This window comes from Saccharothrix sp. NRRL B-16348 (assembly GCF_001280085.1).
Classification (GTDB): Bacteria; Actinomycetota; Actinomycetes; order Mycobacteriales; family Pseudonocardiaceae; genus Actinosynnema.
Genome location: NZ_LGED01000001.1, coordinates 357,576 through 382,469, shown reverse-complemented (window position 1 = coordinate 382,469; position 24,894 = coordinate 357,576). Strand labels below are relative to the sequence as shown.

The 24,894-nt window shown below is 69.9% G+C and carries 23 protein-coding genes, 2 tRNA genes and 1 pseudogene; 11 read left to right on the top strand and 15 right to left on the bottom strand.

The annotated features are described in order from the left end of the window. Positions 1-23 precede the first annotated feature (23 nt). Positions 24-605, top strand: coding sequence for a hypothetical protein (locus ADK67_RS01875; protein WP_053714562.1), 582 nt, complete (start codon positions 24-26; stop codon positions 603-605). 57 nt (positions 606-662) lie between these two features. Here the strand turns inward: ADK67_RS01875 and ADK67_RS01870 are convergent, their stop codons facing one another. Further along, entirely contained in the window at positions 663-1,214 is a 552-nt protein-coding gene (locus ADK67_RS01870) for a DUF2020 domain-containing protein (RefSeq protein WP_053714561.1), read from the bottom strand. A 126-nt stretch (positions 1,215-1,340) separates the two neighbouring features. Here ADK67_RS01870 and ADK67_RS01865 point away from each other — a divergent pair, with 126 nt between their 5' ends. Next, a complete protein-coding gene (locus tag ADK67_RS01865; RefSeq protein ID WP_053714560.1) occupies positions 1,341-1,757 on the top strand; it encodes a DoxX family protein in 417 nt (138 codons plus the stop codon). A 353-nt stretch (positions 1,758-2,110) separates the two neighbouring features. Here the strand turns inward: ADK67_RS01865 and ADK67_RS01860 are convergent. The 11 genes and pseudogenes from ADK67_RS01860 to dnaA form a co-directional block, all read right to left on the bottom strand. Next, positions 2,111-2,183 (bottom strand) — tRNA-Ala (locus ADK67_RS01860). A 35-nt stretch (positions 2,184-2,218) separates the two neighbouring features. Beyond that, positions 2,219-2,335, bottom strand: a pseudogene (locus ADK67_RS53265) (DLW-39 family protein); the annotation flags it as partial. 35 nt (positions 2,336-2,370) lie between these two features. Next, a tRNA-Ile gene (locus ADK67_RS01855) sits at positions 2,371-2,444 on the bottom strand. A gap of 63 nt (positions 2,445-2,507) precedes the next feature. Next, a complete protein-coding gene (locus ADK67_RS01850) occupies positions 2,508-3,371 on the bottom strand; it encodes a DUF3566 domain-containing protein (protein ID WP_053714559.1) in 864 nt (287 codons plus the stop codon). Between the two features lie 26 nt (positions 3,372-3,397). Next, positions 3,398-5,962, bottom strand: coding sequence for a DNA gyrase subunit A (gyrA, locus tag ADK67_RS01845; RefSeq protein ID WP_053714558.1), 2,565 nt, complete (start codon positions 5,960-5,962; stop codon positions 3,398-3,400). A 34-nt stretch (positions 5,963-5,996) separates the two neighbouring features. Beyond that, positions 5,997-7,967 (bottom strand): DNA topoisomerase (ATP-hydrolyzing) subunit B, encoded by a 1,971-nt coding sequence (gene gyrB / locus ADK67_RS01840; RefSeq protein WP_053714557.1) that lies wholly within the window; start codon positions 7,965-7,967, stop codon positions 5,997-5,999. Between the two features lie 236 nt (positions 7,968-8,203). Continuing rightward, positions 8,204-8,704, bottom strand: a complete 501-nt coding sequence (locus tag ADK67_RS01835; RefSeq protein ID WP_053714556.1) for a DciA family protein — start codon at positions 8,702-8,704, stop codon at positions 8,204-8,206. Between the two features lie 118 nt (positions 8,705-8,822). Continuing rightward, positions 8,823-9,956 carry a DNA replication/repair protein RecF gene (gene recF / locus ADK67_RS01830; protein ID WP_053714555.1) on the bottom strand — a complete coding sequence of 378 codons (1,134 nt, stop codon included), beginning with the start codon at positions 9,954-9,956 and terminating at the stop codon, positions 8,823-8,825. Between the two features lie 4 nt (positions 9,957-9,960). After that, positions 9,961-10,875 carry a phosphogluconate dehydrogenase (NAD(+)-dependent, decarboxylating) gene (gene gnd / locus ADK67_RS01825; RefSeq protein WP_082403133.1) on the bottom strand — a complete coding sequence of 305 codons (915 nt, stop codon included), beginning with the start codon at positions 10,873-10,875 and terminating at the stop codon, positions 9,961-9,963. A 42-nt stretch (positions 10,876-10,917) separates the two neighbouring features. After that, on the bottom strand, positions 10,918-12,054 hold the full coding sequence (gene dnaN, locus ADK67_RS01820; protein WP_053714554.1) for a DNA polymerase III subunit beta: 1,137 nt from the start codon (positions 12,052-12,054) through the stop codon (positions 10,918-10,920). A gap of 1,098 nt (positions 12,055-13,152) precedes the next feature. Beyond that, positions 13,153-14,712 (bottom strand): chromosomal replication initiator protein DnaA, encoded by a 1,560-nt coding sequence (dnaA, locus tag ADK67_RS01815; protein ID WP_053714553.1) that lies wholly within the window; start codon positions 14,710-14,712, stop codon positions 13,153-13,155. 466 nt (positions 14,713-15,178) lie between these two features. Here dnaA and rpmH point away from each other — a divergent pair, with 466 nt between their 5' ends. From rpmH to ADK67_RS01790, 5 genes are read left to right on the top strand one after another with little or no spacing between them, the layout of a single operon-like run. Then, positions 15,179-15,322: a 50S ribosomal protein L34 gene (gene rpmH, locus ADK67_RS01810; RefSeq protein ID WP_053714552.1), complete on the top strand. Its 144-nt coding sequence runs from the start codon at positions 15,179-15,181 to the stop codon at positions 15,320-15,322. 13 nt (positions 15,323-15,335) lie between these two features. Further along, on the top strand, positions 15,336-15,677 hold the full coding sequence (rnpA, locus tag ADK67_RS01805; protein ID WP_053714551.1) for a ribonuclease P protein component: 342 nt from the start codon (positions 15,336-15,338) through the stop codon (positions 15,675-15,677). Beyond that, positions 15,674-15,946: a membrane protein insertion efficiency factor YidD gene (gene yidD, locus ADK67_RS01800; protein WP_053714550.1), complete on the top strand. Its 273-nt coding sequence runs from the start codon at positions 15,674-15,676 to the stop codon at positions 15,944-15,946. Before rnpA ends, yidD begins: the two co-directional genes overlap by 4 nt. Positions 15,947-15,949: 3 nt before the next feature. Next, positions 15,950-17,035, top strand: coding sequence for a membrane protein insertase YidC (yidC, locus tag ADK67_RS01795; RefSeq protein ID WP_053714549.1), 1,086 nt, complete (start codon positions 15,950-15,952; stop codon positions 17,033-17,035). An 18-nt stretch (positions 17,036-17,053) separates the two neighbouring features. Continuing rightward, entirely contained in the window at positions 17,054-17,596 is a 543-nt protein-coding gene (locus ADK67_RS01790) for a Jag family protein (RefSeq protein ID WP_053714548.1), read from the top strand. A 145-nt stretch (positions 17,597-17,741) separates the two neighbouring features. On the opposite strand, the gene ADK67_RS48495 is transcribed toward ADK67_RS01790, so the two are convergent. Continuing rightward, a complete protein-coding gene (locus tag ADK67_RS48495) occupies positions 17,742-18,728 on the bottom strand; it encodes a methyltransferase domain-containing protein (RefSeq protein WP_231647965.1) in 987 nt (328 codons plus the stop codon). 46 nt (positions 18,729-18,774) lie between these two features. Here ADK67_RS48495 and ADK67_RS01780 point away from each other — a divergent pair, with 46 nt between their 5' ends. The 4 genes from ADK67_RS01780 (at position 18,775) to ADK67_RS01765 (ending at position 22,105) form a co-directional block, all read left to right on the top strand. Beyond that, positions 18,775-19,233, top strand: coding sequence for an NUDIX hydrolase (locus ADK67_RS01780; protein ID WP_053714547.1), 459 nt, complete (start codon positions 18,775-18,777; stop codon positions 19,231-19,233). A 165-nt stretch (positions 19,234-19,398) separates the two neighbouring features. After that, on the top strand, positions 19,399-20,076 hold the full coding sequence (gene rsmG, locus ADK67_RS01775) for a 16S rRNA (guanine(527)-N(7))-methyltransferase RsmG (RefSeq protein WP_053714546.1): 678 nt from the start codon (positions 19,399-19,401) through the stop codon (positions 20,074-20,076). 128 nt (positions 20,077-20,204) lie between these two features. Further along, entirely contained in the window at positions 20,205-21,101 is an 897-nt protein-coding gene (locus tag ADK67_RS01770) for a ParA family protein (protein WP_170185177.1), read from the top strand. Continuing rightward, the gene (locus ADK67_RS01765; protein WP_053714545.1) at positions 21,098-22,105 is read left to right on the top strand and encodes a ParB/RepB/Spo0J family partition protein; all 1,008 of its coding nucleotides are present in this window, start codon (positions 21,098-21,100) and stop codon (positions 22,103-22,105) included. Before ADK67_RS01770 ends, ADK67_RS01765 begins: the two co-directional genes overlap by 4 nt. A gap of 434 nt (positions 22,106-22,539) precedes the next feature. On the opposite strand, the gene ADK67_RS01760 is transcribed toward ADK67_RS01765, so the two are convergent. Both ADK67_RS01760 and ADK67_RS01755 read right to left on the bottom strand, forming a co-directional pair. Then, positions 22,540-23,484 (bottom strand): D-alanine--D-alanine ligase family protein, encoded by a 945-nt coding sequence (locus ADK67_RS01760; protein WP_053714544.1) that lies wholly within the window; start codon positions 23,482-23,484, stop codon positions 22,540-22,542. Between the two features lie 13 nt (positions 23,485-23,497). Further along, positions 23,498-24,814: an aminotransferase-like domain-containing protein gene (locus ADK67_RS01755; protein ID WP_053714543.1), complete on the bottom strand. Its 1,317-nt coding sequence runs from the start codon at positions 24,812-24,814 to the stop codon at positions 23,498-23,500. Positions 24,815-24,894: the final 80 nt, after the last annotated feature.

The window sequence follows — 24,894 nt, the reverse complement described above, 5'->3', positions numbered from 1 at the left end:
GCGATATGGATGAGGTAGACGCCATGACCCGGGCCGGGGAGTCGGTCGGCAAGGCGGTGCGGGCTGTTCGCCGCGGCGCCGTCCGCGCTGGTCACGTCGGTGCGGACGCGGCTGTTCAACTCGCGGAGCGCGCCGAGGGCAAGCTCGCCGAGCGCGGTGTGACCAAGGACTACGTCCGCGGTGTCGTCGCCGACAAGGCGGGCGTGCTGGTGGAGAAGGCCGAGGAGTACGAGAAGTCCACCCGGCGCGGTCGCAAGCAGCTCGCGAAGAGGGCCAAGGGCGTCCGCAAGGACGTGGTGAAGGCCGCCGAGCGGGCCCGCAAGGAGGCCAAGGTGCGCGCGAAGGACGTGCGCAAGGCCGCGAAGCAGGCGCGCAAGGAGATGGCCGCGGCCCGGCACCCCAGGCGGCGCCGTTGGCCGTGGGTGCTCGGCGTGTTCGCCGCCGCGGCGGTCGCGGGGTACGTCGCGCTGACCAAGCGGCCGCAGGAGGTGCACCTGGAGGAGGACGACGTGGAGATCACGTCCGAGCCCACCGGCACCGCCGAGTCCGTCCGCCCGCACGCGGCCCGCAACGGCCAGGTCTCCGACCAGCACAGCCGCAGCTGACCGGAAGAGGTGCTGCGCGCCCGCCCCGTCACGGGACGGGCGCGCAGCCTTGTGCGCTCAGAGCCCGAGGTTGCCGACCACGGTCTCGGCGATCCGACGGGTCTTGACCGTCTGCTTCTGGTTGCTGGTCACGACCACCGCGCTGCCGCCCTTGGCCACGGCGTACACCGCGCCCGTGTCGGTGGTCAGCGAGCCGCCGTTCCACCCGGCGGGCACCGTCGCCGGGTTCGAGTCGGCGACGGGCGCGGCCCGGTCGACCACCGCCTTCGCGGTCGCCGGCTCACCCTGGAACACCCAGACGGACAGCTGCACGTCCGAGGCGTTGGCGTAGAAGAAGCAGGCCGGGTTGGGTTCGTCTGCGGACAGCCGAACCTTCCGCACCAACTGGCCGTTCGCCTCCTGGACGACCGACGAGGCCAGGTACGGGCACTGGCCGTCGGTGGCGGGCTCCGGCGCGGGCGGCGGTCCGGCGGGCGCGGTCGTCGTCTTCGCCACTGCGCTGGTGGTGGTCCCGGCGGCGGGAGCCGAGGTGGGGTCGGCGGTGGCGCAGGCGGCCAGCGCGCCGAGGACCAGCAGGGAGGGCAGGGCGGTGAGCAGCACACGGTTCATAGGGCCGCCAGTCAATCAGATGGCAGACAGCGAATCGACACGGTGACCACCTAGGCACACAACGTCATCCACATTACGGTTGTCTTACCCTGCCGGCCGCCCCTGCAATGTGAGGACTGAGTCAAGATGAACATCTTTGACCGCGGTCGAGACCACGCCATCGCTGTGTTCCGGATTGTCGTCGGCGTGCTGTTCATGTGCCACGGCGCGCAGAAGCTGTTCGGCGTGCTGGGCTCCAAGGGTGCCGTGTCGATCACCGACTGGCCGTCCGGCCCGGCCGGCCTGATCGAGTTCGTCGGTGGTGCGTTGATCACCATCGGCCTCGGCACCCGGATCGCCGCGCTGATCTCCTCCGGTGCGATGGCCTACGCGTACTTCGTGGTCCACCAGCCCGCCGGGCTGCTGCCCATCCAGAACAAGGGTGAGCTGGCCGCGGTGTACGCGTGGGTGTTCCTGCTGTTGGCGTTCACCGGTCCCGGCTCTTACGCCGTGGACAAGGTGCTCGCCGTTCGGAAGCGGGAACAGGAACTCGTCAAGGCATAGCAGTGGGCAAGACGAGGGCCCGCACCCAGCGGCATTGGGTGCGGGCCCTCACTTGTTGCCGTACCGCGAAAGCCACCACCGGTCCACCCATCGGATGTCCGACAGCGACCCACCAAGTAAAACACGGGAAACGAAACTTTCGCGCCCTCAACCCCACATCACGACAAACCGGACTTCCACACCAACCCAACAAGGGGCGGGCGGGCGGGGCGATCAACGCGGGGTCCGGGGCCGCAGGCCCCGAAGGGGGTCCGGGGGCGAAGCCTCCCGGGCGGGGCGTGGGGGTTGCACCCCCACAAAACACAACGGAGCGAGCGGGTTCGCGCTCTCCGCGAACACAGCTCGCCCCCGAGTGGAGACGAGGGGAATCGAACCCCTAACCCCCGCCTTGCAAAGGCGGTGCTCTGCCAATTGAGCTACGTCCCCTCACGGGGGCGGCAGACTACCGCCCTCGCGGGTCAGTCGGTGGGAGCGGTGGCCTCGCGCCACAGGTCCGCGTCGGCCTTGGCCGAGCGGCTGCGCTTGACGAAGAACAGAACCGCACCGGCGACTGCGACTAGTGCGATGATCTTCTTCACGGCGATTCCCCTCTGCAACACCTGTGAACTTCCGGTGGGCCTAGGAGGACTCGAACCTCCGACCTCTTCGTTATCAGCGAAGCGCTCTAACCGTCTGAGCTATAGGCCCTCGGGGCAACGACGGCAAGACTACAGCACCTCCCGTCGTGGCCCCAAATCGGGTGGTCGTAGATCACTCCCGCTCGGACAAGGTCACTTCCAGGCCCCCGGCAAGATCAGCCGAGACGTTGTAGACGAACGAGCCGACCGTCGCCAGGGCGGTGAACAGCACGATGTTCACCGCGCCCACGATCGCCGCCACGCCGAACACGCGACCCGCGCTGATCAGCGGGTCGGTGCCCGTCTCGTTGCCCTGCAGCAGGTCGCTGGCCGTGTTGTTGATCTTGTCCCACACGCCCATGCCGTTCAGCACGCCGTACAGCACGCCGACCGCCACGAGCCACACGAAGAACAGCGCCACGCTCAGCACCAGGGCGAGCTTGAGCACCGACCACGGGTCGACCCGCTTCACCTGCAGGCTCGCCCGACGCGGCCCGCGCCCCGGACGACGTGCCGACGGCGCGGCGGCGGCCGGGCGACCGTTCGGCCCGCCCAGGTTCACCTGCGTGCGGGCCGAACCCGCCGCACCCGGCGCGGCGGCACCCGTCACCACGGGACGGGCCACCGCCACCGTGTCCGGGTCGCTGGCCGGGTACGCGGGCTGCGACGCCTCCACGGTCGGGTGCTCCGGCGCGGACATCAGGTCGGACGGGCCGACCTGCTGCGCCTCGCCGTACTGCGTGTCGCTCGTCACCCTTTGCCACGGCGGCGGCGCGTGGTGGGTCTCGTTGTCGCCGGCCGGCCGCTCGACCGTCTCGGTCTTGCCGTCGCCCGTCGTCGCGCCGGCCGCGGGCGCCTCGGGCTGCTCGGACGCACCCGAGGCGTCGACCGCCGGCGTCTCGGCGCCCGTGGGCTCGCCGTCGGCCGCCGGTGTCGGCTCGGCGCCGGGCCGGGTGATCACCGCGGTCTTGTCCTCTGGCTTCTCGGGTGGAGTCACGAGCTGTCCTCAACCTCTCGTTCGCGCTAGTTGGCAGGCTCAGCCTGGTCACCGTCGGCGGGGTCGACGATCGGACCCGCGTCGTCGGGGTCGACCACGACACCGCCGTCACCACTGGTGACGTCCGCGGGCTCGTCGGCGTTGCGCGCCACCGCGATCAGGGTGGTCCCTTCGCCGAGGTTCATCAACCGGACGCCCTTCGTCTGCCGCCCTGCCTTGCGCACCTCCTTGGCGCTGGTCCTGATGACCCCGCCCGAGGAGGTGATCGCGTACAGCTCGTCGTCGACGTCGACGATGAGCGCGCCGACCAGCCTGCCACGCCTGCGGTCGTGCTGGATGGTGAGCACACCCTTGCCACCGCGACCCTGGACGGGGTAGTCCTCGATCGGCGTGCGCTTGGCGTACCCACCGTCGGTGGCCACCAAAACAAACAGCCCCTCTTGGACGACGCCCATCGACAGCAGCTCGTCACCGGTGTTGAAGCGCATGCCCAGCACGCCCGAGGTCGCGCGGCCCATCGGGCGCAACGCCTCGTCGCTCGCGTGGAACCGGATGGACTGGCCGTCGGCCGAGATCAGCTGGAGGTCGTCCTCCGCCGAGCACAGCACCGCGCCGACCAGCTCGTCGTCGTCACGCAGGTTGATGCCGATCAGGCCGCCGGACCGGTTGGAGTCGAAGTCGGACAGCTTCGACTTCTTGACCAGGCCCTTCTTGGTGGCGAGCACCAGGTACGGCGCGACCTCGTAGTTCTTGATCTGGATGACCTGGGCGATCTCCTCCTCCGGCTGGAACGCCAGGAGGTTCGCCACGTGCTGGCCGCGCGCGTTGCGGTTGGCCTCGGGCAGCTCGTAGGCCTTCGCCCGGTACACCCGGCCCTTGTTCGTGAAGAACAGGATCCAGTCGTGCGTGGAGCACACGAAGAAGTGCTGCACGATGTCGTCCTGCTTGAGCTGGGCGCCCTGCACGCCCTTGCCGCCGCGCTTCTGCGAGCGGTACAGGTCGGTCTTCGTGCGCTTCGCGTAACCCGTCCGGGTGATCGTGACGACGACGTCCTCGACCGCGATCAGGTCTTCCATCGACACGTCGCCGTCGAACGGCACGATCCGGGTGCGCCGGTCGTCGCCGTGCTTGTCGACGATCGCCATGAGCTCTTCGCGCACGATCGCGCGCTGCCGCTCGGGCTTGTCGAGGATGTCCTTGTAGTCGGCGATCTCCAGCTCGATCTCGGCCAACTGGTCGATGATCTTCTGCCGCTCCAGGGCCGCCAGGCGGCGCAGCTGCATCTCCAGGATCGCGTTGGCCTGGATCTCGTCGACGTCGAGCAGCTCCATCAGGCCGGTGCGCGCCACCTCGGGCGTGTCCGACCGGCGGATCAGCGCGATCACCGCGTCGAGCTGGTCGAGCGCCTTGACCAGGCCGCGCAGCACGTGGGCGCGTTCCTCGGCCTTGCGCAGCCGGAAGCGCGTGCGCCGGACGATGACCTCGATCTGGTGCTTCACGTAGTGCCGGATCATCTGGTCCAGGCGCAACGTGCGCGGCACGCCGTCGACCAGCGACAGCATGTTCACGCCGAACGAGTACTGCAGCTGCGTGTGCTTGTAGAGGTTGTTCAGCACCACCTTGGCCACCGCGTCGCGCTTGAGCGTGACCACGATGCGCATGCCCGAGCGGCGGTTGGACTCGTCGGCGATGTTCGCGATGCCGGTGAGCTTCTGGTCGCGGACCAGGGTGGCGATGTTCTCCACCAGGTTGTCCGGGTTCACCTGGTAGGGCAGCTCGGTGACGACCAGGATCGTGCGGCCCTTGGCGTCCTCGTCGATCTCCACGACCGCGCGCATCTTCACCGAGCCGCGGCCGGTGCGGTAGGCGTCCTCGATGCCCGCCGTGCCCAGGATCTGGCCGTAGGTCGGGAAGTCCGGGCCCTTGATCCGGGCGATCATCGCCTCGAGGGTCTCCTCGTCGGACGCCTCCCAGTTGTCCAGCGCCCACACCACGCCCTCGGCGACCTCGCGCAGGTTGTGCGGCGGGATGTTCGTCGCCATGCCGACCGCGATGCCCGAGCTGCCGTTGATCAGCAGGTTCGGCACGCGCGACGGCAGGACCGTCGGCTCCTGGATGCGACCGTCGTAGTTGTCGCGGAAGTCGACCGTGTCTTCCTCGATGTCGGCCAGCATCTGCATGGCCAACGGCGTGAGCCGGCACTCGGTGTACCTCATGGCGGCCGCCGGGTCGTTGCCCGGGGAGCCGAAGTTGCCCTGGCCGTCGATCAGCGGGTAGCGCTGCGACCACGGCTGGGCGAGGCGGACCAGGGCGTCGTAGATCGCCGAGTCGCCGTGCGGGTGGTAGTTGCCCATCACGTCGCCGACCACGCGGGCGCACTTGTTGTAGCTGCGCTCGGGGCGGAAGCCCGAGTCGAACATCGAGTACAGCACGCGGACGTGCACGGGCTTCAGGCCGTCGCGCACGTCGGGCAGCGCTCGTCCCACGATCACGCTCATCGCGTAGTCGATGTACGAGTTCTGCATCTCCTGCTGGATGTCGCGCGGCTCGGTGCGGTCTCCACCGGTCGGGGGCAGCGTCGTCTCGCTCAAGGTTCTACTTCCTTAAACAGGTGCCGGGAGAGGATCAGACGTCGAGGAACCGCACGCCCTTGGCGTTGCGGGTGATGAACGCGCGCCGTGCTTCCACGTCCTCACCCATCAACACGCTGAACAGCTCGTCGGCCGTCGCGGCGTCGTCCATGGTCACCTGGGTCAGCACCCGGTTGGCCGGGTCCATCGTCGTCTCCCACAGCTCGGCGGAGTTCATCTCGCCGAGACCCTTGTAGCGCTGGATGTTGTCTTCCTTGCCGATCCTCTTGCCCGCGGCAAGGCCCGTCTGGATGATGCCGTCCCGCTCGCGGTCGGAGTAGGCGTACTCCGGCTCGGCGCGCTGCCACTTGATCTTGTACAGCGGCGGGTTCGCCAGGTACACGTGGCCGTGCTCGATCAGCGGGCGCATGAAGCGGAACAGCAGGGTCAGCAGCAGCGTGCGGATGTGCTGGCCGTCCACGTCGGCGTCGGCCATCAGCACGATCTTGTGGTAGCGCAGCTTCGAGAGGTCGAAGTCCTCGTGGATGCCCGTGCCGAACGCCGTGATCAGCGACTGGACCTCGTTGTTCTTCAGCACGCGGTCGATGCGCGCCTTCTCCACGTTGATGATCTTGCCGCGGATCGGGAGGATCGCCTGGAACATGGAGTCCCGGCCCTCCTTGGCCGAGCCGCCCGCGGAGTCGCCCTCCACGACGTAGATCTCGCACTCCTCCGGGTTGGTGGAGCGGCAGTCCTTGAGCTTGCCGGGCAGGCCGCCGATGTCCAGGGCGCCCTTACGGCGGACGAGTTCGCGGGCCTTGCGGGCGGCGATGCGCGCCTGGGCCGACGACACCGCCTTGGTGACGATGGTCCTCGTCTCGTTCGGGTGGCGCTCGAACCAGTCGGCCAGGTGCTCGTTGGTCGACTTCTGCACGAACGACTTGGCCTCGCTGTTGCCCAGCTTGGTCTTCGTCTGGCCCTCGAACTGCGGTTCCTTGAGCTTGACCGAGACGATCGCGGCCAAGCCCTCGCGGATGTCGTCGCCGGTGAGGTTGGAGTCCTTCTCCTTGAGCAACTTCTTGTCGCGCGCGTACTCGTTGACCACGCGGGTCAGCGCGGCGCGGAAGCCTTCCTCGTGCGTGCCGCCCTCGTGGGTGTTGATCGTGTTGGCGAACGTGTACACCGACGGCGTGTAGCCGGTGTTCCACTGCATCGCCACCTCGACCTCGAGGTCCTCGCCCTTGGCCTCGAACGAGACGACCTTCTGGTGCACGGCCTCGCGGGTGTGGTTGATGTGGCGGACGAAGTCCTCCAGGCCGCCGGGGTAGTGGAACGTGCGCTCGCGCACGGCCGCCACGTGACCGTCGGCGTCGACCTCCTCGTCGCCCTCCTGGACGCGCTCGTCGCGCAGAATGATCGTGAGGCCCTTGTTGAGGAACGCCATCTCCTGCAGGCGGCGGGAGATCGTCTCGATGTTGTAGTCGGTGGTCTCGAAGATCGTCGGGTCGGCCCAGAACGTGATGGTCGTGCCGGTCTCGTCGGTCGGCTCGCCCTTGGTCAGCTCGTGCGCCGGCTTGGTGTTCTCGAACCGCTGGTTCCACGTGAAACCCTCGGTCTTGACCTCGACGTCGACGGCGGTCGACAGCGCGTTCACCACCGAGATGCCGACGCCGTGCAGGCCGCCGGACACCGCGTAGGAGTCGCTGTCGAACTTGCCGCCCGCGTGCAGCTTGGTCAGCACCACTTCCAGCGTGGGCCGCTTCTCGACCGGGTGCATGCCGACCGGGATGCCGCGGCCGTCGTCGATGACCCGGACACCGCCGTTGGCCAGCAGCGTCACGTCCACCACCGTCGCGTAGCCGGCCATGGCCTCGTCGACCGAGTTGTCCACGACCTCCTGGATCAGGTGGTGCAGACCGCGCTCGCCGGTGGAACCGATGTACATGCCTGGCCGCTTGCGGACCGCTTCCAGGCCCTCCAGGACGGTGATCGAGGACGCGTTGTACTCATTCTTCTTGGCTGCCACGGGCCTGGTGTCTCCTCGGACTTCACGCGACTGGGACCGTCGCCGGGCGACGCTGGGTTGCGCTACCCCACGATTCTACCGGGGCAGACCGACAGAAACCCACTTAGGACACCCCTGGTTTGCTCACAGGCGGCCCGAAGTGAACGCAGACGGGTGCCGACCGCTGGTCGCGGGGTCAAAATCGACTGGTGAGCGCTCACCGCGCCACAGGATCGCCGCTGAGGCCCTGACGCACGTCACCCGTAGGTGTCACGTGGTCCGCGACCCGGAACGTGCCTGGGGCCGTAGCGCCAACTGGGGGCCGCTGGTCCCTGCACCTTCAACTTCTGCACCACGCCGTTGCCGACGCCCGCCGCGATCCGCTTGAGCAGGTCGCGCTGGAGCAGCCGCAGCTGCGTGGCCCACGCCGTCGAGTCGGCCTGGACGGTCAGCTCGCCGTCACTCAACGCTACCGGCTGCGCGTGCTCGGCCACGTCCTCGCCGACCAGTTTCGGCCACCGGGCGAACACCTGGCCACCCGCGAGCCGCTCGGCCCAACCGCGGTCGGCGGCCATCCTCGACGCGAGCCTGCCGAGCGGCTGCGGGTCGCGGTCGTCGGGTCCGGGGCCGGACCAGCGGCGGCGCCGACGACGGCCCGCGGCGGCTGCCCCGCCCTTGCGCACACCCCGCGCACCGCGTTCCTTGGCGGAGGCGCGGGCGGCTTCCAGAGCGGCTCGGGCGAGGTCCGAACCCCGCAAACCACCCTCTGGTGTGGTGCCGGCTGTGGATATGTCCGGTTCGCGCGGTGAGTTATCCACACCATCCACAGGGTTGTCCCCAGCTGTGTGTCGGGTCACACCCGTTCGGGGCAGTTCCTCAGACACGGTGCACCTCCCCGTGGCGAACGTCGAACCGCAGCCCGTCCAGCTCCTCGGGCACGTCCTCCGCGACCGCCGCCGTGATCAACACCTGCTCCGCGCCGGCGGCCACCTTCGCCAACTGGCGACGCCTGCCGCGGTCCAGTTCGGCGAACACATCGTCCAGCACGAGGACCGGTTCGGCCCCCTCGACACGCAGCAACTCGTAACCACCGAGGCGCAAGGCCAACGCGAAGGACCATGACTCTCCGTGACTGGCGTAGCCCTTCGCGGGCAGCTCGCCGAGCGCCAGGTCGAGGTCGTCGCGGTGCGGCCCGACCAGGCACACGCCCCGTTCGACCTCCTGCGCGCGCACCCGGTGCAGCTCGACGAGCAGCGCGTCCTCCAGCACCTCCCGGTCGTGCGGCGCACCGCCGGCGATCAGCTCGGGGAACGACTCGCCGATGCTCGACCGGTACGCGATCCGCGCGGGCCGCGACTCCGGCGCCACCTCCGCGTACGCCGCGGCCACGTGCGGCGCGATGTCGGCGACCAGGTCCAGCCGCGCGGCCAGCAGCTCCGCGCCGTGCCGGGCCAGGTGCCCGTCCCACACCTCGAGCGTGCTGATGTCGGCGTTGCGCGCCGCCCGCACGCTCTTGAGCAACGCGCCCCGCTGCTTGAGCACGCGCTCGTAGTCGCTGCGCACCCCGGCGTAACGCGGGGCGCGCGTCGTCAGCAACTCGTCGAGGTACCGCCGCCGTTCACCGGGGTCGCCGCGCACCAGCGCCAGGTCCTCCGGCGCGAACAGCACCGTCCGCAGGATGCCGAGCACGTCGCGCGGGCGCGGGACCGGGCCGCGGTTGATCCGCGCCCGGTTCGCCTTGCCCGGCGTGATCTCCAGCTCGACCAGCAGCTCGCGCCCCTCGTTGACCACCGCCGTGCGGACCACCGCGCGTGACGCGCCGTGCCGGATCAGCGGCGCGTCCGTGGCCACCCGGTGCGAACCGAGGGTGGCCACGTACCCCAGCGCCTCGACCAGGTTCGTCTTGCCCTGGCCGTTGCGCCCGACCAGCACGCTCACGCCCGGCTCGAACGCCAGGTCCGCGTGCTCCCACGACCTGAAGTCGGTGACTTGCAGGTGCCGGACGTACAACTCGTCAGCTCTGGGTCGTGCCGGAACCGGACGAGGGACCCGCGGTCTGCACGGCGTGGCCGCCGAACTGGTTGCGCAGCGCCGCGACCGCGCGCATCGCGGGCGAGTCGTCCTGGCGGGACGCGAACCGGGCGAACAGCGCGGCGGAGATCACCGGCGCGGGCACCGCGTGCTTGATCGCCTCCTCGACGGTCCACCGGCCCTCGCCGGAGTCCTCGACGTGACCGCGCAGGTCGTCCAGCTCCGGGTCGGACTCCAGCGCGCGGACCAGCAGGTCCAGCAGCCAGGAGCGGACCACCGTGCCGCGCTGCCACGCCTTGATCGTGGCCGGCACGTCCTCCACCAGCTTCGAGGCCTCGAGCAGCTCGAAGCCCTCGGCGTAGGCCTGCATCAGGCCGTACTCGATGCCGTTGTGGACCATCTTCGCGAAGTGGCCCGCGCCGATGGAGCCCGCGTGCGCGAAGCCCTCCTCGCGCGGACCCTCCGGGCGCAGCGCGTCGAAGATCGGCATGGCGCGCTCGACGTGCTCGGCGCCGCCGCCGACCATCAGCCCGTAGCCGTTCTCCAGGCCCCACACGCCACCGGAGACGCCGGCGTCGACGTAGCCGACGCCCTTGTCGCCCAACGCCTTGGCGTTGATCTCGTCGTCGGTGAAGCGCGAGTTGCCGCCGTCGATCACCAGGTCGCCCGGCTCCAGCAGGTCGCCGAGCTCGGCGATCGTCTGCCGGGTGATGTCACCGGCGGGCACCATCACCCACACTAGGCGCGGTGCGGCGAGCTTGCCGACCATGTCGGCGAGCGAGTCGGCGTCGGAGACTTCGGGGTTGCGGTCGTAGCCGACCACCTCGTGCCCCGCGCGGCGGATCCGCTCGCGCATGTTGAAGCCCATCTTGCCGAGGCCGACGAGTCCGAGCTGCACGGTCGTTCCCTCTTCCCTAGCGTCTGTGGATGGCGTCGTGGATCAGCCGGGCAGGCGCACGGGCATCAGCAGGTACAGGTAGCCCGGCGCCACGTTCCCATCCTCGTCCACCGGCTTGAGCAATGCGGGCCGACTGGGTGTGGTGAAGGACAAGTGCGCGCGCGGCGTGCGGACGGCCTGGAGGCCTTCGAGGAGGTACGTCGGGTTGAACGCGATGGTGACCGCGTCGCCGGTGTAGTCGACCGGCAGCTCTTCCTCGGCGCTGCCCTCGTCGTCGCCGCCCGCGGACAGGCGCAGGCCGTTGTCCACGAACTCCAACCGGACCTGCGTGCCGCGCTCGGCGACCAGCGACACGCGCTTGATCGCCTGCACCAGCGCGTCGACCTCGATGATCGCGGCGGCCGAGTGCTCGGTGGGCAGCAGTTGGCGGTACTTGGGGAAGTCGGCGTCGAGCAGGCGGGTGGTCGTGCGGCGGCCCGTGCCGGACAGGCCGAGCAGGCCGTCGTTCGCGGCGAGGGACAGCTCGATCTTCGCGCCGCCCGCGCCGAGCGTCTTCGCCGAGTCGTTGAGCGTCTTGGCCGGCACGAGCACGGCGACCTCGCCGAGGGACTCGTTCGGCTCCCACGGGAACTCGCGCATGGCGAGCCGGAAGCGGTCGGTGGCGACCAGGGTCACCTTGCCCTCGCCGATCTCCAGCCGGACGCCGGTCAGCATCGGGAGCGTGTCGTCCTTGCCCGCCGCGACGGCGACCTGGGCCACGGCCTCGCCGAACACCTCGCCCGGCAGCTCGCCGGCGAGCTGCGGCATGGACGGCAGCTGCGGGTAGTCCTCGACCGGCATGGTCGGCAGGCTGAAGCGGGCGCTGCCGCAGGAGATCGTCATCCGGGAGCCGTCGACCGCGATCTCGACCGGGTGGTTCGGCAGCGCTTTGGTGATGTCGGCGAGCAGCCGGCCGCTGACGAGCGCCTTGCCGCCGTCGGCGATCGTGGCGGGGACGCCGCACTGGGCGGACACCTCGTAGTCGAAGCCGGAGACGGTCAGCGCCTCGCCGGAGCCGTCCTCCGCCCCGGCGTCGAGCAGGATTCCGCCGAGCACCGCGACAGGCGGCCTTGACGGCAGGCTGCGGGCGACCCAGGCGACGGCGTCGGCCAGGCCGTCGCGCTCGACGCGGATCTTCATGAGGCGTCCTTCCTCAAGTCGGCATGACCAACAACAGCATGCGTTGCGGTGGGGGTTGGGGAGCCGCGGCCCTCGCCGGATCTTCCGACCCTCGGCGCGGAGGATCCCCACCGTAGAGCGTCGGGGTCGACTTCGTCACCTCGGGGCTGCCCCGGGGCGAGGCGCTGCCGAGCGCTCGTCCCCGGGCCCGGCCGCCACCTGTTTTTTCTTTGTTCTTCATCTTCAAGGGAAGACAACAGCAACAGCAGTAGGGGCTGTGGATTGTGTGGACAACCCCGGTTTCCGCAGCGTGTCGCCCGCTTGGAGGTGTGGATGAACACGGGGTGTCACCCGGGGACAAGTCGGCGCACCCGGGGAGAACTACCGGGCTCGTCCGTTCGGTCCACAGGAAGGCCGAGTTGTCCCCGGGTTAATCCCCGGGTGTGGGCCGAGTTGTACCCGGGTGCTGCACAGGGTGATGGTGGGCCGAATCTCCCCCGACGGGGCACTTTTCTGAGGCTGTGGACAACTCGTGGCCCGCCGTTCACCAGCGCCGGCACGTGCGACGGGGCCGTTGGGCCGCACCGGAAACGCCCTCGACCCGGTGCCGGTGGGGCGGGGGTACCTCACACGGGTGACACGAAACGACCCCCGTTGGTCCCGGCCTCCACGCCCGGGGTTTCCGGCTTCGTGAGCGGGTCGGGGCGGGCTGCCGCGGGCACGGCACCCGGGTGCGGCGGCGGATCCGGATCGCACCCAGGTGCGGAGCGGGCCGCACCCGGGTGCGACGGCGGCACCCGGGTGCGAGGAGGAGCGGAACGCGACCCGGCCGGGCGCGCGCTTCGAGGACGGCCCGATGCCGTCGGCCGGTCCGTCGGGCGGAGCCGTGGGGCGTGCCAGGGATGCCGGGAGGGGTGCCGTTGGGGATGCCCGTGGTGGCGCGCTGGGGGTGCCGTGGGGATGCCCGCCGTGCCGGGTCGGGTCATGGGAACTGGAGAGCGGTCAGCGGAGAGGCGCCACTCGGTTCGGCTCAAACGCGACACCGCGCCTGGACGGACGGGGTCAACCCGAACGTGTCCAAGCGCGGTGGCGGACTGGAAGGCGCAAGCGTTTGCGCACTCAGGGGGTGTGGCGGGCGCGCTGCTTGATGCGCGAGGTCAGCTCCTGCACTTGCTCGTACACCCGGCGGCGCTCGGCCATCTCCTTGCGGATCTTCTTGTCCGCGTGCATGACCGTCGTGTGGTCACGGCCGCCGAACGTCTGGCCGATCTTCGGCAGCGACAGGTCCGTCAGCTCGCGGCACAGGTACATGGAGATCTGCCTCGCCTGCGCCAGCACCTTGGTCTTGCCCGGACCGCACAGGTCGTCGATCGACACGGAGAAGAACTCCGCCGTCACCGCCATGATCGTCGGCGCGGTGATCTCCGGCGCGTGGGAGTCGGGGATGAGGTCGCGCAGCACGATCTCGGCCAGCTGGACGTCGACCGGCTGCCGGTTCAGCGACGCGAACGCCGTCACCCGGATCAGGGCGCCTTCCAGCTCGCGGATGTTCCGCTCGATCCGGGCCGCGATGAACTCCAGCACCTCGGCGGGCGCGGCCAGGCGGTCCTGCGCGGCCTTCTTCCGCAGGATGGCGATGCGCGTCTCCAGCTCGGGCGGCTGGATGTCGGTGATCAGGCCCCACTCGAACCGCGTCCGCAGCCGGTCCTCCAACGTCTCCAGCCGCTTGGGCGGCCGGTCGGAGGACACCACGATCTGCTTGTTCGCGTTGTGCAGGGTGTTGAAGGTGTGGAAGAACTCCTCCTGCGTGCCTTCCTTGCCCTCCAGGAACTGGATGTCGTCGACCAGCAGCACGTCGATGTCCCGGTACCGGCGTTGGAAGGCGACCTTCCGGTCGTCGCGCAGGGAGTTGATGAAGTCGTTGGTGAACTCCTCGGTCGACACGTACCGCACGCGCATGCCGGGGAACAGCCGCTGCGCGTAGTGCCCGACCGCGTGCAGCAGGTGCGTCTTGCCCAGCCCGGACTCGCCCCAGATGAACAGGGGGTTGTACGCGCGGGCGGGCGCCTCGGCGACGGCCACCGCGGCGGCGTGCGCGAAGCGGTTGGACGCGCCGATGACGAACGTGTCGAAGTTGTACTTCTCGTTCAGCCTCGTCTGCGAGGACGCGGGATTGGCCGGCCGGGTGTACGGCGTGCCGCTCGGCGCGGCGTGACCACCGCTGAACGTGGGCCAGATCTCGGTGACGGCGGCGAGCGCCTCGCCCTCCTCGTCGACCTCTTCGCCTTCGCCCTCGGTGTCGCCCTCGGTCTCCGCCTCGAAGGCGGGCACGCCGTTGATGGGCACGGCGCCGGGCGGCGGTCCGGGGACCGGTCCGGGCACGGGGACGGGCACCGGGATCTGCGCCGTCGGCGGATCGGGCGAGTCGACCTTCACCGCCAGCGAGACGGCCCGGCCGAGACGGCGGGACAGGGCGGCGGTGATGGGCTCGCGCAGCGCGCGCTCGATGGCTTCCTTGGCGAAGTCACTCGGCGCGGCGAGCAGCGCGGTCCCGTCGAGCAGCCCGATGGGTCGGGTCACGCGCATCCAGGCGCGCTGTTGGGGAGACAACGTGCTGGCTGCGAGCTCCTGCACGACCTGCTCCCACACGAGACCCAGATCGGCCTGGTGGTCGGACACCTCCGCGCTCCCCTCCCCTCGGTGACGGCTCCGCGGTCAGTCCCCGGGGAACTTCCACGACGTGGACACGGAGAATAGAGGCATCCACAGAGTTATCCACAACTGTGCACGAACGCGGCTCGGAACGCAGCGGATCCCCCCGTTGCTCCCGAGCACCTGCGGCCGGCGTGGCGGGGGCTTGTCGTCCCTCGTGCAGCCCGGCCCGCGTCAACCCGCATCACCCGCGAAGGCAGCACGCTAACAAGGTGCGGGCCCTGCCACAAGGCGTACGGCCGCGCAACCCTTTTCCGGGCCTGGAACGCCGCCGCCCGCGCCCCGGGTGCGACCCCGATTTGAACCGCGCCCCCGGGGCTGCGTACCCTCGTAAGCGTCTCCCGCTTGCGTGGGGTGCTTTTCGCGCGCCTAAGGCTTGATCGCTGGGGACAACCACAGACCTGCTTGGCAGTTAAGCACCGGGAGTCCGACCGTGAGCAAGGGTAAGCGCACCTTCCAGCCCAACAACCGTCGCCGTGCGAAGACGCACGGGTTCCGGCTGCGCATGCGCACCCGCGCCGGTCGCGCCATCCTGGCCGCGCGCCGGGGCAAGGGCCGCACGCAGCTGTCCGCCTGATCGCCGCAGCGCCGTGCTACCCGCGGCCAACCGGCTGACCCGCAGCCAGGACTTCGGCCTGGTGGTCCGCCGAGGCCGCCGGGCCGGCCGGTCCCGGCTGGTGGTGCACGTCCTGAAGTCGGCGCAGCCCACCTTGGACCCGTCCAAGGTGGGCTTCGTCGTGAGCAAGGCCGTGGGCAACTCCGTGGTCAGGCACCGGGTGAGCCGCAGGCTCCGCCACGTGGTGCGGGAGCGGCTCGACGTGCTGCCGCCCGGAACTTCGCTGGTCGTGCGCGCGTTGGCACCGTCAGCCGATGCGGACAGCGCCGAGCTCGGCCGTGACCTCGACGCGGCGCTGCACAAGGTGCTGCGATGACGACCGTCCAGGTGAGCCCCGTCGTTCGGGCGCTGCTGCTACCGGTGCGCTTCTACCGGAAGTTCATCTCACCGGCGCTGCCCCCGACCTGCCGTTTCCACCCGAGTTGCAGTGCGTACGCGGTGGAGGCGTTGACCGTCCACGGTGCGCTGCGCGGTTCCTGGCTGACCCTGCGCCGGCTGGGTCGCTGCGGACCCTGGCACCCTGGTGGCCTGGACCCGGTTCCGCCGAGGCGAAACGCGGTCCCCGACCTTCCTGCCGAGGAGTAGCTAGTGCTCAACTTCATCTACTACCCGGTGTCCTTCATCCTGTGGTGTTGGCACTGGGTGTTCGGCCACGTCTTCGGCGAGTCGAGCGGGTTCGCGTGGGCCCTGGCCGTGGTGTTCCTCGTCTTCACGCTGCGCGCGATCCTGTTCAAGCCGTTCGTCGGCCAGGTCCGCTCCATGCGCAAGATGCAGGAGTTCGCCCCGGAGCTGCAGAAGATCAAGAAGAAGTACGCGAACGACAAGCAGCGCCAGGCGCAGGAGATGCAGAAGCTCCAGTCGGAGCACGGCGTCAACCCGCTGGGCGGCTGCCTGCCGATGCTGGTGCAGATCCCGGTGTTCATCGGCCTGTTCCACGTGCTGCGCTCGTTCAAGCCCGGCTGGGGCGAGGTCTACTTCTTCGACGCCCAGGGCGTGGAGTCGTTCGTCAACGCGAAGCTGTTCGGCGCGAACCTGTCGACGTTCATCACGATGCCGTGGGACGACCCGAGCCAGCCGTCGTTGACGGACTTCGGCACCAGCCGCAACGCGGTGCTGTACGTCGCCATCCCGTTGATGATCATCGCCTCGATCGCGACGCACTTCACCGCGCGCCACTCGGTGGCCCGGCAGACGCAGGCCGCGGCGGACAACCCGCAGACCGCGATCATGAACAAGCTGACGCTCTACATCTTCCCGCTGGGCGTGCTCGTCGGTGGCCTGTTCTTCCCCATCGCGATCCTGCTCTACTGGCTGAGCAACAACGCCTGGACGCTGGGCCAGCAGTACATCGTGTACCACCGCATCGACCGCGAGGAAGAGGCGAAGAAGGTCGAGGCCACCGCGCAGCGGTCGGCGCTCGCGCCGAAGCCGGGCGTGAAGCCCGCGACCAAGCCGAAGCCCGGTCAGAAGCCGCAGCCGCAGCGCAAGCCGGCGGGCACCCAGTCCGCAGGCGCCCAGTCCGCGGGCGACCAGCCTGCCGACGCCGCCGACGACGGCAAGACCACACCGGACGCCAGCGGGTCCACGCCGACCGCGAAGCCGTCCACCGAGATTCCCGGTCTGAGCCCAGACCGATCCCCAAGCAAGAAGCAGGGCAACAAGAAGCGTCGTTGACCCTGGAGAGGAGACATCGTGTCGGAGACGTTGCAGGCGGCCGACGTGGACGCACCGGAGGCCGACAAGGTTCCGCCGGCGCGCTCGGGGAGTTCGGAGGACCTGCTCGTCCAGGAGGGCGACATCGCCGGGGACTACCTCGAGCGGTTGTTGGACCTGCTCGACTACGACGGCGACATCGACCTCGACGTCGAGGCGGGTCGGGCGATCGTGAGCATCGACGGCGGTGACGACCTGGAGAAGCTGGTCGGTCCCCGCGGCACGGTCCTGGAGTCGTTGCAGGAGCTGACCCGGCTCGCCGTGCAGCAGGAGACGGGCGTGCGGAGCCGCCTCATGCTGGACATCGCCGGGTGGCGCGCCGGACGGCGTGCCGAACTCGCCGACCTCGGGCGGACGACGGCCGAGAAGGTGGTGGCGACGGGTGAGAAGGTGCGGCTGCACCCGATGACCCCGTTCGAGCGGAAGGTCGTGCACGACGCCGTCGCCGCCGTGGCGGGCGTGCACAGCGAGAGCGAGGGCGAGGAGCCGCAGCGCCGCGTGGTGGTGCTGCCGAAGCCCTGAGCCGGGCTTGAGCGAAGTGCCACAACGGCCCCGGTCCCCTGGTGGGATCGGGGCCGTTGTGGTCGGTGGGGTCGGGTGGTGGGTGCGGTCGGTCGGGGCTGTGGGTGGCGGGTGCGGGTCGGCGGGTGCGGGTGGGGTTGGGCGGCTACGACTGGACCAGGTAGCGCTCGTCGGTGATCTCGCGGCCCCAGAGGGTCGGGTCGGTGAGCGGGTGGACGTCGCCCTCCCCCAGCAGCGCCACGCACTCGGCCGCGGTGAGGCCGGCGCCGGTGGACCAGCGGCCCTCGATCAGGATCAGGCGGCCGTTCGGCTTGAGGAGCGCGCGCCACCGGTCGAGCGCGGCGGCCGGGTCGGGCAGCGCCCAGAGGACGTGCCGGGCGAGGACCACGTCGAAGCTGCCGGGTGGGTACGGCGGGTTCGACGCGTCGCCTTGGCGGAAGTCGATGCCGGGCGCCTTGGTGCGGGCCACCGCGAGCATCCGCTCGGAGAGGTCGAGCCCGCTTGCGTGGTAGCCGGCTTCGGCGAGCAGCGCGGTGAGGCTGCCCGTGCCGCAGCCGAGGTCGACCACCGCGGCGGGGGCGGGCGGGAGTCGCGGGAGGAGCACGTCGGCCCACGCCCGGCGGACGGCCGGGTCGTGCAGCCCGTGGTCGGCGTCCTCGTCGAACGTCGCGGCTCGGGCGTCCCAGAACCGGGCTTGGGCGAACGTGGTCAGCCACGCGCGCTGCTCGTCGGTCTCGGGGACGTTCCGCTCACGTGCCTCGGAGATCGCCTGCCACGCCGCTTCGGGTGACGCGCCGTCCAGGACGAGGAGCGCGCCGGCGAGCAGGGACGAGCGGCCGATGCCGCCCCAGCAGTGGACCACCACGTGCCGGCCCGCGCGCATGTGGCCGAGCACCGGGTCGAGGTCCGGGGCGGCGGCCGGGACGCCGAAGTCCGGGATCGGCAGCCAGTGGAAGGCGATGCCGGCGTCGCTCGCGGCGTCGGGCTCGTCGGTGAGGTCGAGCTCGGCCAGTTCCGTCTCGGTGAGGGCGCACACGATCACCTCCACGCCGGCCGCCGCCAGGTCGACGATGTGCTCCAGGCTGTGGGGGTGCCCCATCGTGCTCAGCACGCCCGGTCTGATCGTGTACATCCCAATCCCCTTCCCCTCGTCGTGTTTCACGTGAAACGGTCGCGGGATGACTGAGATCATCCGGAACCTCCGCGTCGCCGCCTACGCCGTGATCATCGAAGACGGCCGGATGCTGCTCTCACGTTGGCTCGGGCCGGACCGGCCGAGGTGGATCCTGCCCGGCGGCGGGCTCGACCACGGTGAGGACCCGTACGACGCGGTGGTGCGGGAGGTGTTCGAGGAGACCGGCTACCGGGCGGAGGTGGACCGGCTGCTCGGCATCCAGAACGTCTACGGCCCGATGGTGCGGAACGGGGTCGAGGTCGACTACCACCGCATCCGGATCATGTACGAGGCGCACGTCGTCGGCGGCGAGTTGACGTTCGAGATCGGCGGGAGCACGGACCAGGCGGCGTGGTTCCCGCTGGAGGACGTGCCGGCGCTGGATCACGTCGAGTCGGTCGACTACGCGTTGGAACTCCTCCGGGTGCTGCCGAAGGACGGTCGGATTGAAAGTTTCACGTGAAACGCGACTCCGATTTGGCGTGTCGCCGGGGTGATCCGTCATAGTGGGGACCGGCACATCTCGTGGGGCTCATCGCCTCCTTGGCGAGACGCCCAACCCCATCGCCCACACCCGGCCGCCGCCGGCGTCTGGTGTGGTTTCACGTGAAACGTCCCGGACGGAGACATGGCCGCAGAGGTGGAAGACCGCGCGAAGAAGGTCTTCGGTGACCACTACGACAAGGCGGTCGCCTTCACGGCACTGCTCACCGAGCACGGCGTCGAACGCGGGCTCATCGGCCCGCGGGAGGCCGACCGGCTCTGGGAGCGCCACATCCTCAACTCGGCCGTCGTGGCGGAGCTGCTTCCCCAAGGTTCACGGGTCGTGGACGTAGGCTCGGGCGCGGGCCTGCCGGGCATCCCCCTGGCGATCGCGCGGCCGGATCTCGACCTCACGCTCCTGGAGCCGATGGCACGGCGGGTGGCGTGGCTGACCGAGTGCGTCGAGGCGCTCGGGTTGAAGGTCACCGTGGTCCGAGGGCGGGCCGAGGAAGGACCGGTGCGCGAGCAGTTGTCCGACAGCGACGTCGTGACGGCTCGTGCCGTGGCTCCGTTGGAACGGCTGACGCGGTGGTGCCTGCCGCTGCTCCGGCCGGGTGGACGTCTGGTGGCTCTCAAGGGTGAGAGCGCCGCGGAAGAACTGGAACGCGACGCCGAGGCGGTGCGCCGGGCCGGAGGGATCCGGCCGCGCGTCATCACCTGCGGTGGCGAAGTACTCGAACTGCCGACGACGGTCGTGCTCGTGGAGCGCGATGAGCAGGCGAGCCGCCGTGAAGGCGCGCGTCGCAGAAGGAAGGATCGGTGAACGTGTACCCCGACCCCCTGCAACCGGTGTTCCAAGCGGCCGGTGTTTCACGTGAAACCGAACCCGAAGGTGTGGTGGGCGCGGGTGAAGTGCTCCGTCCCGCATCCGAGTCGAACTTGGCCAACAACGTGGAACCGGCAGGAGACAGCACCGTGTGGACCCCCATCGCGGAAGAAGCGGCACGCGCCACCCGCGTCCTGCACCCCGACTCCCTCCAACTCCCCCGTCCGGACCGTCGCCGGGTCATGGTGGTCGCCAACCAGAAGGGTGGCGTCGGCAAGACCACGAGCACGGTGAACCTGGCCGCCGCACTCGCCATCCACGGGCTCAAGGTGCTCGTCATCGACCTCGACCCGCAGGGCAACGCGAGCACGGCGCTGGCCGTCGAGCACCGCTCCGGCACGCCGTCGGTGTACGAGGTGCTGATCGGTGAGCTGTCCGTGGCCGAGGCGGCTCAGGTCAGCAACCAGTCCCCCAACCTGTACTGCGTGCCGGCCACCATCGACCTGGCGGGCGCGGAGATCGAGCTGGTCTCGATGGTCGCCCGCGAGTCGCGGCTGAAGGAGGCGCTGAGCCCCGAGGCGCTGGACTCGATCAAGCCGGACTACGTGTTCATCGACTGCCCGCCGTCGCTCGGCCTGCTGACCGTCAACGCGATGGTCGCCGCGCAGGAGGTGCTGATCCCGATCCAGTGCGAGTACTACGCGTTGGAGGGGTTGGGACAGCTGCTGCGCAACATCGAGCTGGTGCAGGCGCACCTGAACCCGACGCTGAACGTGTCCACGATCCTGCTGACGATGTACGACGGCCGCACGAAGCTGGCCGACCAGGTGACCAGCGAGGTGCGCGGCCACTTCGGCGACACGGTCCTCAAAACGGTGATCCCGCGCAGCGTGAAGGTCTCCGAGGCACCAGGATTCGGTCAGACGGTGCTCACCTACGATCCCGGCTCACGGGGCGCGATGAGCTACCTCGACGCGGCACGGGAGATCGCCGAGTTCGGCGCGGAGATGGGGTCGGCATGACGGAACAGCGCAAGGGTGGCCTCGGTCGCGGGCTCGCGGCCCTGATCCCGAGCGGCCCACCGCCCGGCACACCGTCGGCGCCGTCGTCGGCTCGGGCGGGCTCCAACGGGTCGTCGAACGGGGCGTCCACCCCTGCGCCCTCCCCCGGCCCCACGGGGGAGGTGGCCGGCGCGGTGTACCAGGAGCTGCCGGTCACGGCGATTCGAACGAACCCGAAGCAGCCGCGGCAGGTGTTCGACGAAGAGGCGCTGCGGGAGCTGGAGCACTCGATCCGCGAGTTCGGGCTGATGCAGCCGATCGTGGTGCGGGCGATCGGGCCGGACCACTACGAGCTCGTCATGGGCGAGCGGCGGTGGCGGGCGACCCAGCTGGCGGGGTTGAAGACGATCCCGGCGATCGTCCGGCACACGGCCGACGACGTGATGCTGCGTGACGCGCTGCTGGAGAACATCCACCGCGTGCAGCTGAACCCGTTGGAAGAGGCGTCGGCCTACCAGCAGCTGCTGGAGGAGTTCGGCGTGACGCACGAGGAGCTGGCCGACCGGATCGGCCGGAGCCGGCCGGTGGTGACCAACACGATCCGGCTGCTGAAGCTGCCGCTGCCCGTGCAGCGGCGGGTGGCGGCCGGGGTGCTGTCGGCGGGGCACGCTCGGGCGTTGCTCGGGGTCGAGGACCCCGGGGTGCAGGAGGAGCTGGCGGCTCGGATCGTGGCCGAGGGGATGTCGGTTCGGGCGACCGAGGAAGCGGTGACGCTCGCCAAGGGGGCGGAGCCGGCCAAGGCGAAGGCGGTTCGGCGGAAGCCGATGCAGGCGCCGGGGTTGCAGGAGTTGGCGGAGCGGTTGTCGGACAACTTCGACACTCGGGTGAAGGTGGAGTTGGGGCAGCGGAAGGGGCGGATCGTGGTGGAGTTCGGGTCCGTCGACGATCTGGAGCGGATCATTCAGCTCATGTCGCCCGAGGCTGGGCAGGGGCAGCGGTCGGGGTCGGGCTCGGGCTCGGTTTGAGTGTGGGTTGGTTGGGTTAGGTGCGGTGGTGCTGTTCGGCTCGATTTGACATGGGGCCCTTACGGGCACCCCAGGCAGGCCAAAGCCGGGCAGGCCTGGCGGGAAGAGCGTCCGCCAAGCCTGCCCGGCTTCNNNAAGCCGGGCAGGCCTGGCGGGAAGAGCGTCCGCCAAGCCTGCCCGGCTTCGACCAGCCTAAGGCACCCGAACCCATGTCAAATCGGGCCTCTGCGGGGGCGCGGCGGGTCCGATGTGGGCGATTGGGGCGGTGACCACGGGCGGTTGCGGGGTTGTTTGGGTTGGAGTTGGATCTTGGTTGGAAACGGACAAATGGGATTCGTTTTGGGTGCAAGGGATCACCCACGGGGCTTTTGTCACGGTGACGATGACGGCCCGTGTCCGATTGGACACGGGCCGTCAGGGTTTGGTGAGAGGGTCTAACGGGTTACGGCGCGCTCGATGAGGTCGGCGTAGATGTCGCCGAGCGATTGGCCGGCTGCTTCAACCGCCATCGGGAGGAGCGAGGTTTCGGTCAGGCCGGGTGAGACGTTGACTTCGAGGAAGTTGACCGTGCCGTCCGGGGCGACGATGGCGTCGGTGCGGGAGACGTCGCGGAGGCCCAGGAGGCGGTGGGCGGAGACGGCCAGTTCGCCGACGGCTTGGGCGGCCTTCTCGTCGAGGCGGGCTGGGGCGTGGAAGTCGGTGAGGCCGGCGGTGTAGCGGGCGGTGTAGTCGTAGACGCCGTTTTCCGGGACGATCTCCACCGGCGGGAGGGCGTAGGGGCCGTTGGGGCCGTCGACGACTGCGACGGCGACTTCGACGCCTTCCACGAAGCGTTCGGCCAGGACGGTGTTGCCGTAGGCCAGGCAGCCGACCATCGCGGTGGGGAGGTCGGCGGCGTCCCGCACTACTTGCGCGCCGAGGGCGGAGCCGCCTTGGTCCGGCTTGAGCATCAGTGGCAGGCCGAGCTTCTCGACCATGGCGTCCAGGACGGGTTGGGCGCCCAGTTCGCGGAACGTGGCATGAGGCAGTACGGCCCAGTCGGGAGTGACCAGGCCGGCGCGGGCCAGTTCGCCCTTCGCGGTCGGCTTGTCCCAGGCGCGGCGGCAGGCGCGGGAGTCCGTGCCGACGAACGGGACGTTCATCAGCTCCAGGATGGTCTGCACGGAGCCGTTCTCGCCCTCGCCGCCGTGGAGGGCCACCACGACGGCGTCGGGACGATGTTCCTTCAGGCGGGTGAGCAGGTTGCCGTCGGCGTCCCACTCCTCCACGACCAGGCCGACCGAGCGCAGCGCGGCGGACAGCCTGCGACCGGATCGCAAGGACACCTCCCGCTCGTGCGAAAGGCCTCCGGACAGGACTGCGACCCAGCGGTTGGACAACGTGTGCTCCTGATCAAGCGGTGTCGGGCGAGGGGCTGTGCGGGCCCGAGACGGCGCGGCCCACGGTGGGGCCGAACGTCTCGTGCAGCTCGATCTCGTCCTTGATGACGTTCGCGAGCCGTCGCACGCCCTCGCGGATGCGTTCTGGCGTCGGGTAGCAGTACGAGATGCGCAGCTGGCGGCTGCCGAGGCCGTCGGCGTAGAAGCCGGTGCCCGACGCGTACGCCACGCGCTGGGTGATGGCCCGGGGCAGCATGGCCTTGGTGTCGATGCCTTCGGGGACGGTCACCCAGACGTAGAAGCCGCCGTTCGGCTTGTTCCACGTGGAACCAAGCGGCATGTGCTGTTCGAGGGCGGAGATCGCCGCGTCACGGCGTTCCCGGTAGGCCTCGCGGTAGGTCTTGATCTGGCCCTTCCAGTCGTGCGTCGTCAGGTAGCGCGACACGATCAGCTGGTTGAGGGTCGGGGGGCAGAGGGTCGCGGATTCCGCGGCAAGCACCAGCTTCTCGCGGACGGCGTGCGGGGCCAGGACCCAGCCGACCCGGAGGCCGGCGGCGAACGTCTTGGAGAACGAGCCCAGGTAGACCACGTTGTCCGGGTCGGTCGCGCGCAGCGCCGGGTAGGTGACGCCGTCGAAGCCCAGGAGGCCGTACGGGTTGTCCTCGACGACGAGGATGCCGTGCGTGCGGCAGATCTCCAGGACTTCAGCGCGGCGCTGGACGGCGAGGGTGACGCCGGCCGGGTTGTGGAAGTTGGGGATCGTGTAGAGGAACTTGATCCGGCGGCCGGAGCGCTCCACCGAGGCGACGGCCTCGCGCAGGGCGTCCGGCATCAGGCCGTCGGCGTCCATGCCCACGTGGACGACCTGGGCCTGGTAGGCGGCGAAGGAGCCCAGGGCACCCACGTACGACGGGCCCTCGGCGAGCACGACGTCACCGGGGTCGCAGAAGATGCGGGTGACCATGTCGAGGCCCATCTGGGAGCCGACGGTCACCACGACGTCGTCCGGGTGGGCCTTGATGCCCTCCAGCGCCATCACGTCGCAGATCTGCTCACGCAGCTCGGGCACGCCGTGCGCGCTGCCGTACTGGAGCGCGACGAGCCCTTCCGTGGCGACCACGTCGGCCACTTCCGCGCTGAGGGACTCCAGCGGCAGTGCTGCCAGGTGCGGCATCCCTCCCGCCAGGGACACCACCTCAGGCCTGCTCGCCACCGCGAAGAGCGCCCGGATCTCCGATGCCGTCATGCCCGCCGTCCGCGCCGCGTACCGGCGCAGGTGGGGATCGAGGCTTCTGGCTCCCTGCTTGGGAGGCTGTCCGGGTAGGTTCACGGGAAACTCCGTAGGTGGCTGTTACCGGCGGGTTTGTTCCCGCCCGAGTGTAACGGCCGTCCCGTTCGGGGCATCTGCCT

Coding starts and splice junctions, on each gene's coding strand:
- ADK67_RS01875 (WP_053714562.1), top strand. CDS start 24: ATGACCCGGGCCGGGGAGTCGGTCGGCAAGGCGGTGCGGGCTGTTCGC.
- ADK67_RS01870 (WP_053714561.1), bottom strand. CDS start 1,214: ATGAACCGTGTGCTGCTCACCGCCCTGCCCTCCCTGCTGGTCCTCGGC.
- ADK67_RS01865 (WP_053714560.1), top strand. CDS start 1,341: ATGAACATCTTTGACCGCGGTCGAGACCACGCCATCGCTGTGTTCCGG.
- dnaN (WP_053714554.1), bottom strand. CDS start 12,054: ATGAAGATCCGCGTCGAGCGCGACGGCCTGGCCGACGCCGTCGCCTGG.
- yidD (WP_053714550.1), top strand. CDS start 15,674: ATGACGACCGTCCAGGTGAGCCCCGTCGTTCGGGCGCTGCTGCTACCG.
- ADK67_RS48495 (WP_231647965.1), bottom strand. CDS start 18,728: ATGTACACGATCAGACCGGGCGTGCTGAGCACGATGGGGCACCCCCAC.
- ADK67_RS01780 (WP_053714547.1), top strand. CDS start 18,775: ATGACTGAGATCATCCGGAACCTCCGCGTCGCCGCCTACGCCGTGATC.
- rsmG (WP_053714546.1), top strand. CDS start 19,399: ATGGCCGCAGAGGTGGAAGACCGCGCGAAGAAGGTCTTCGGTGACCAC.
- ADK67_RS01765 (WP_053714545.1), top strand. CDS start 21,098: ATGACGGAACAGCGCAAGGGTGGCCTCGGTCGCGGGCTCGCGGCCCTG.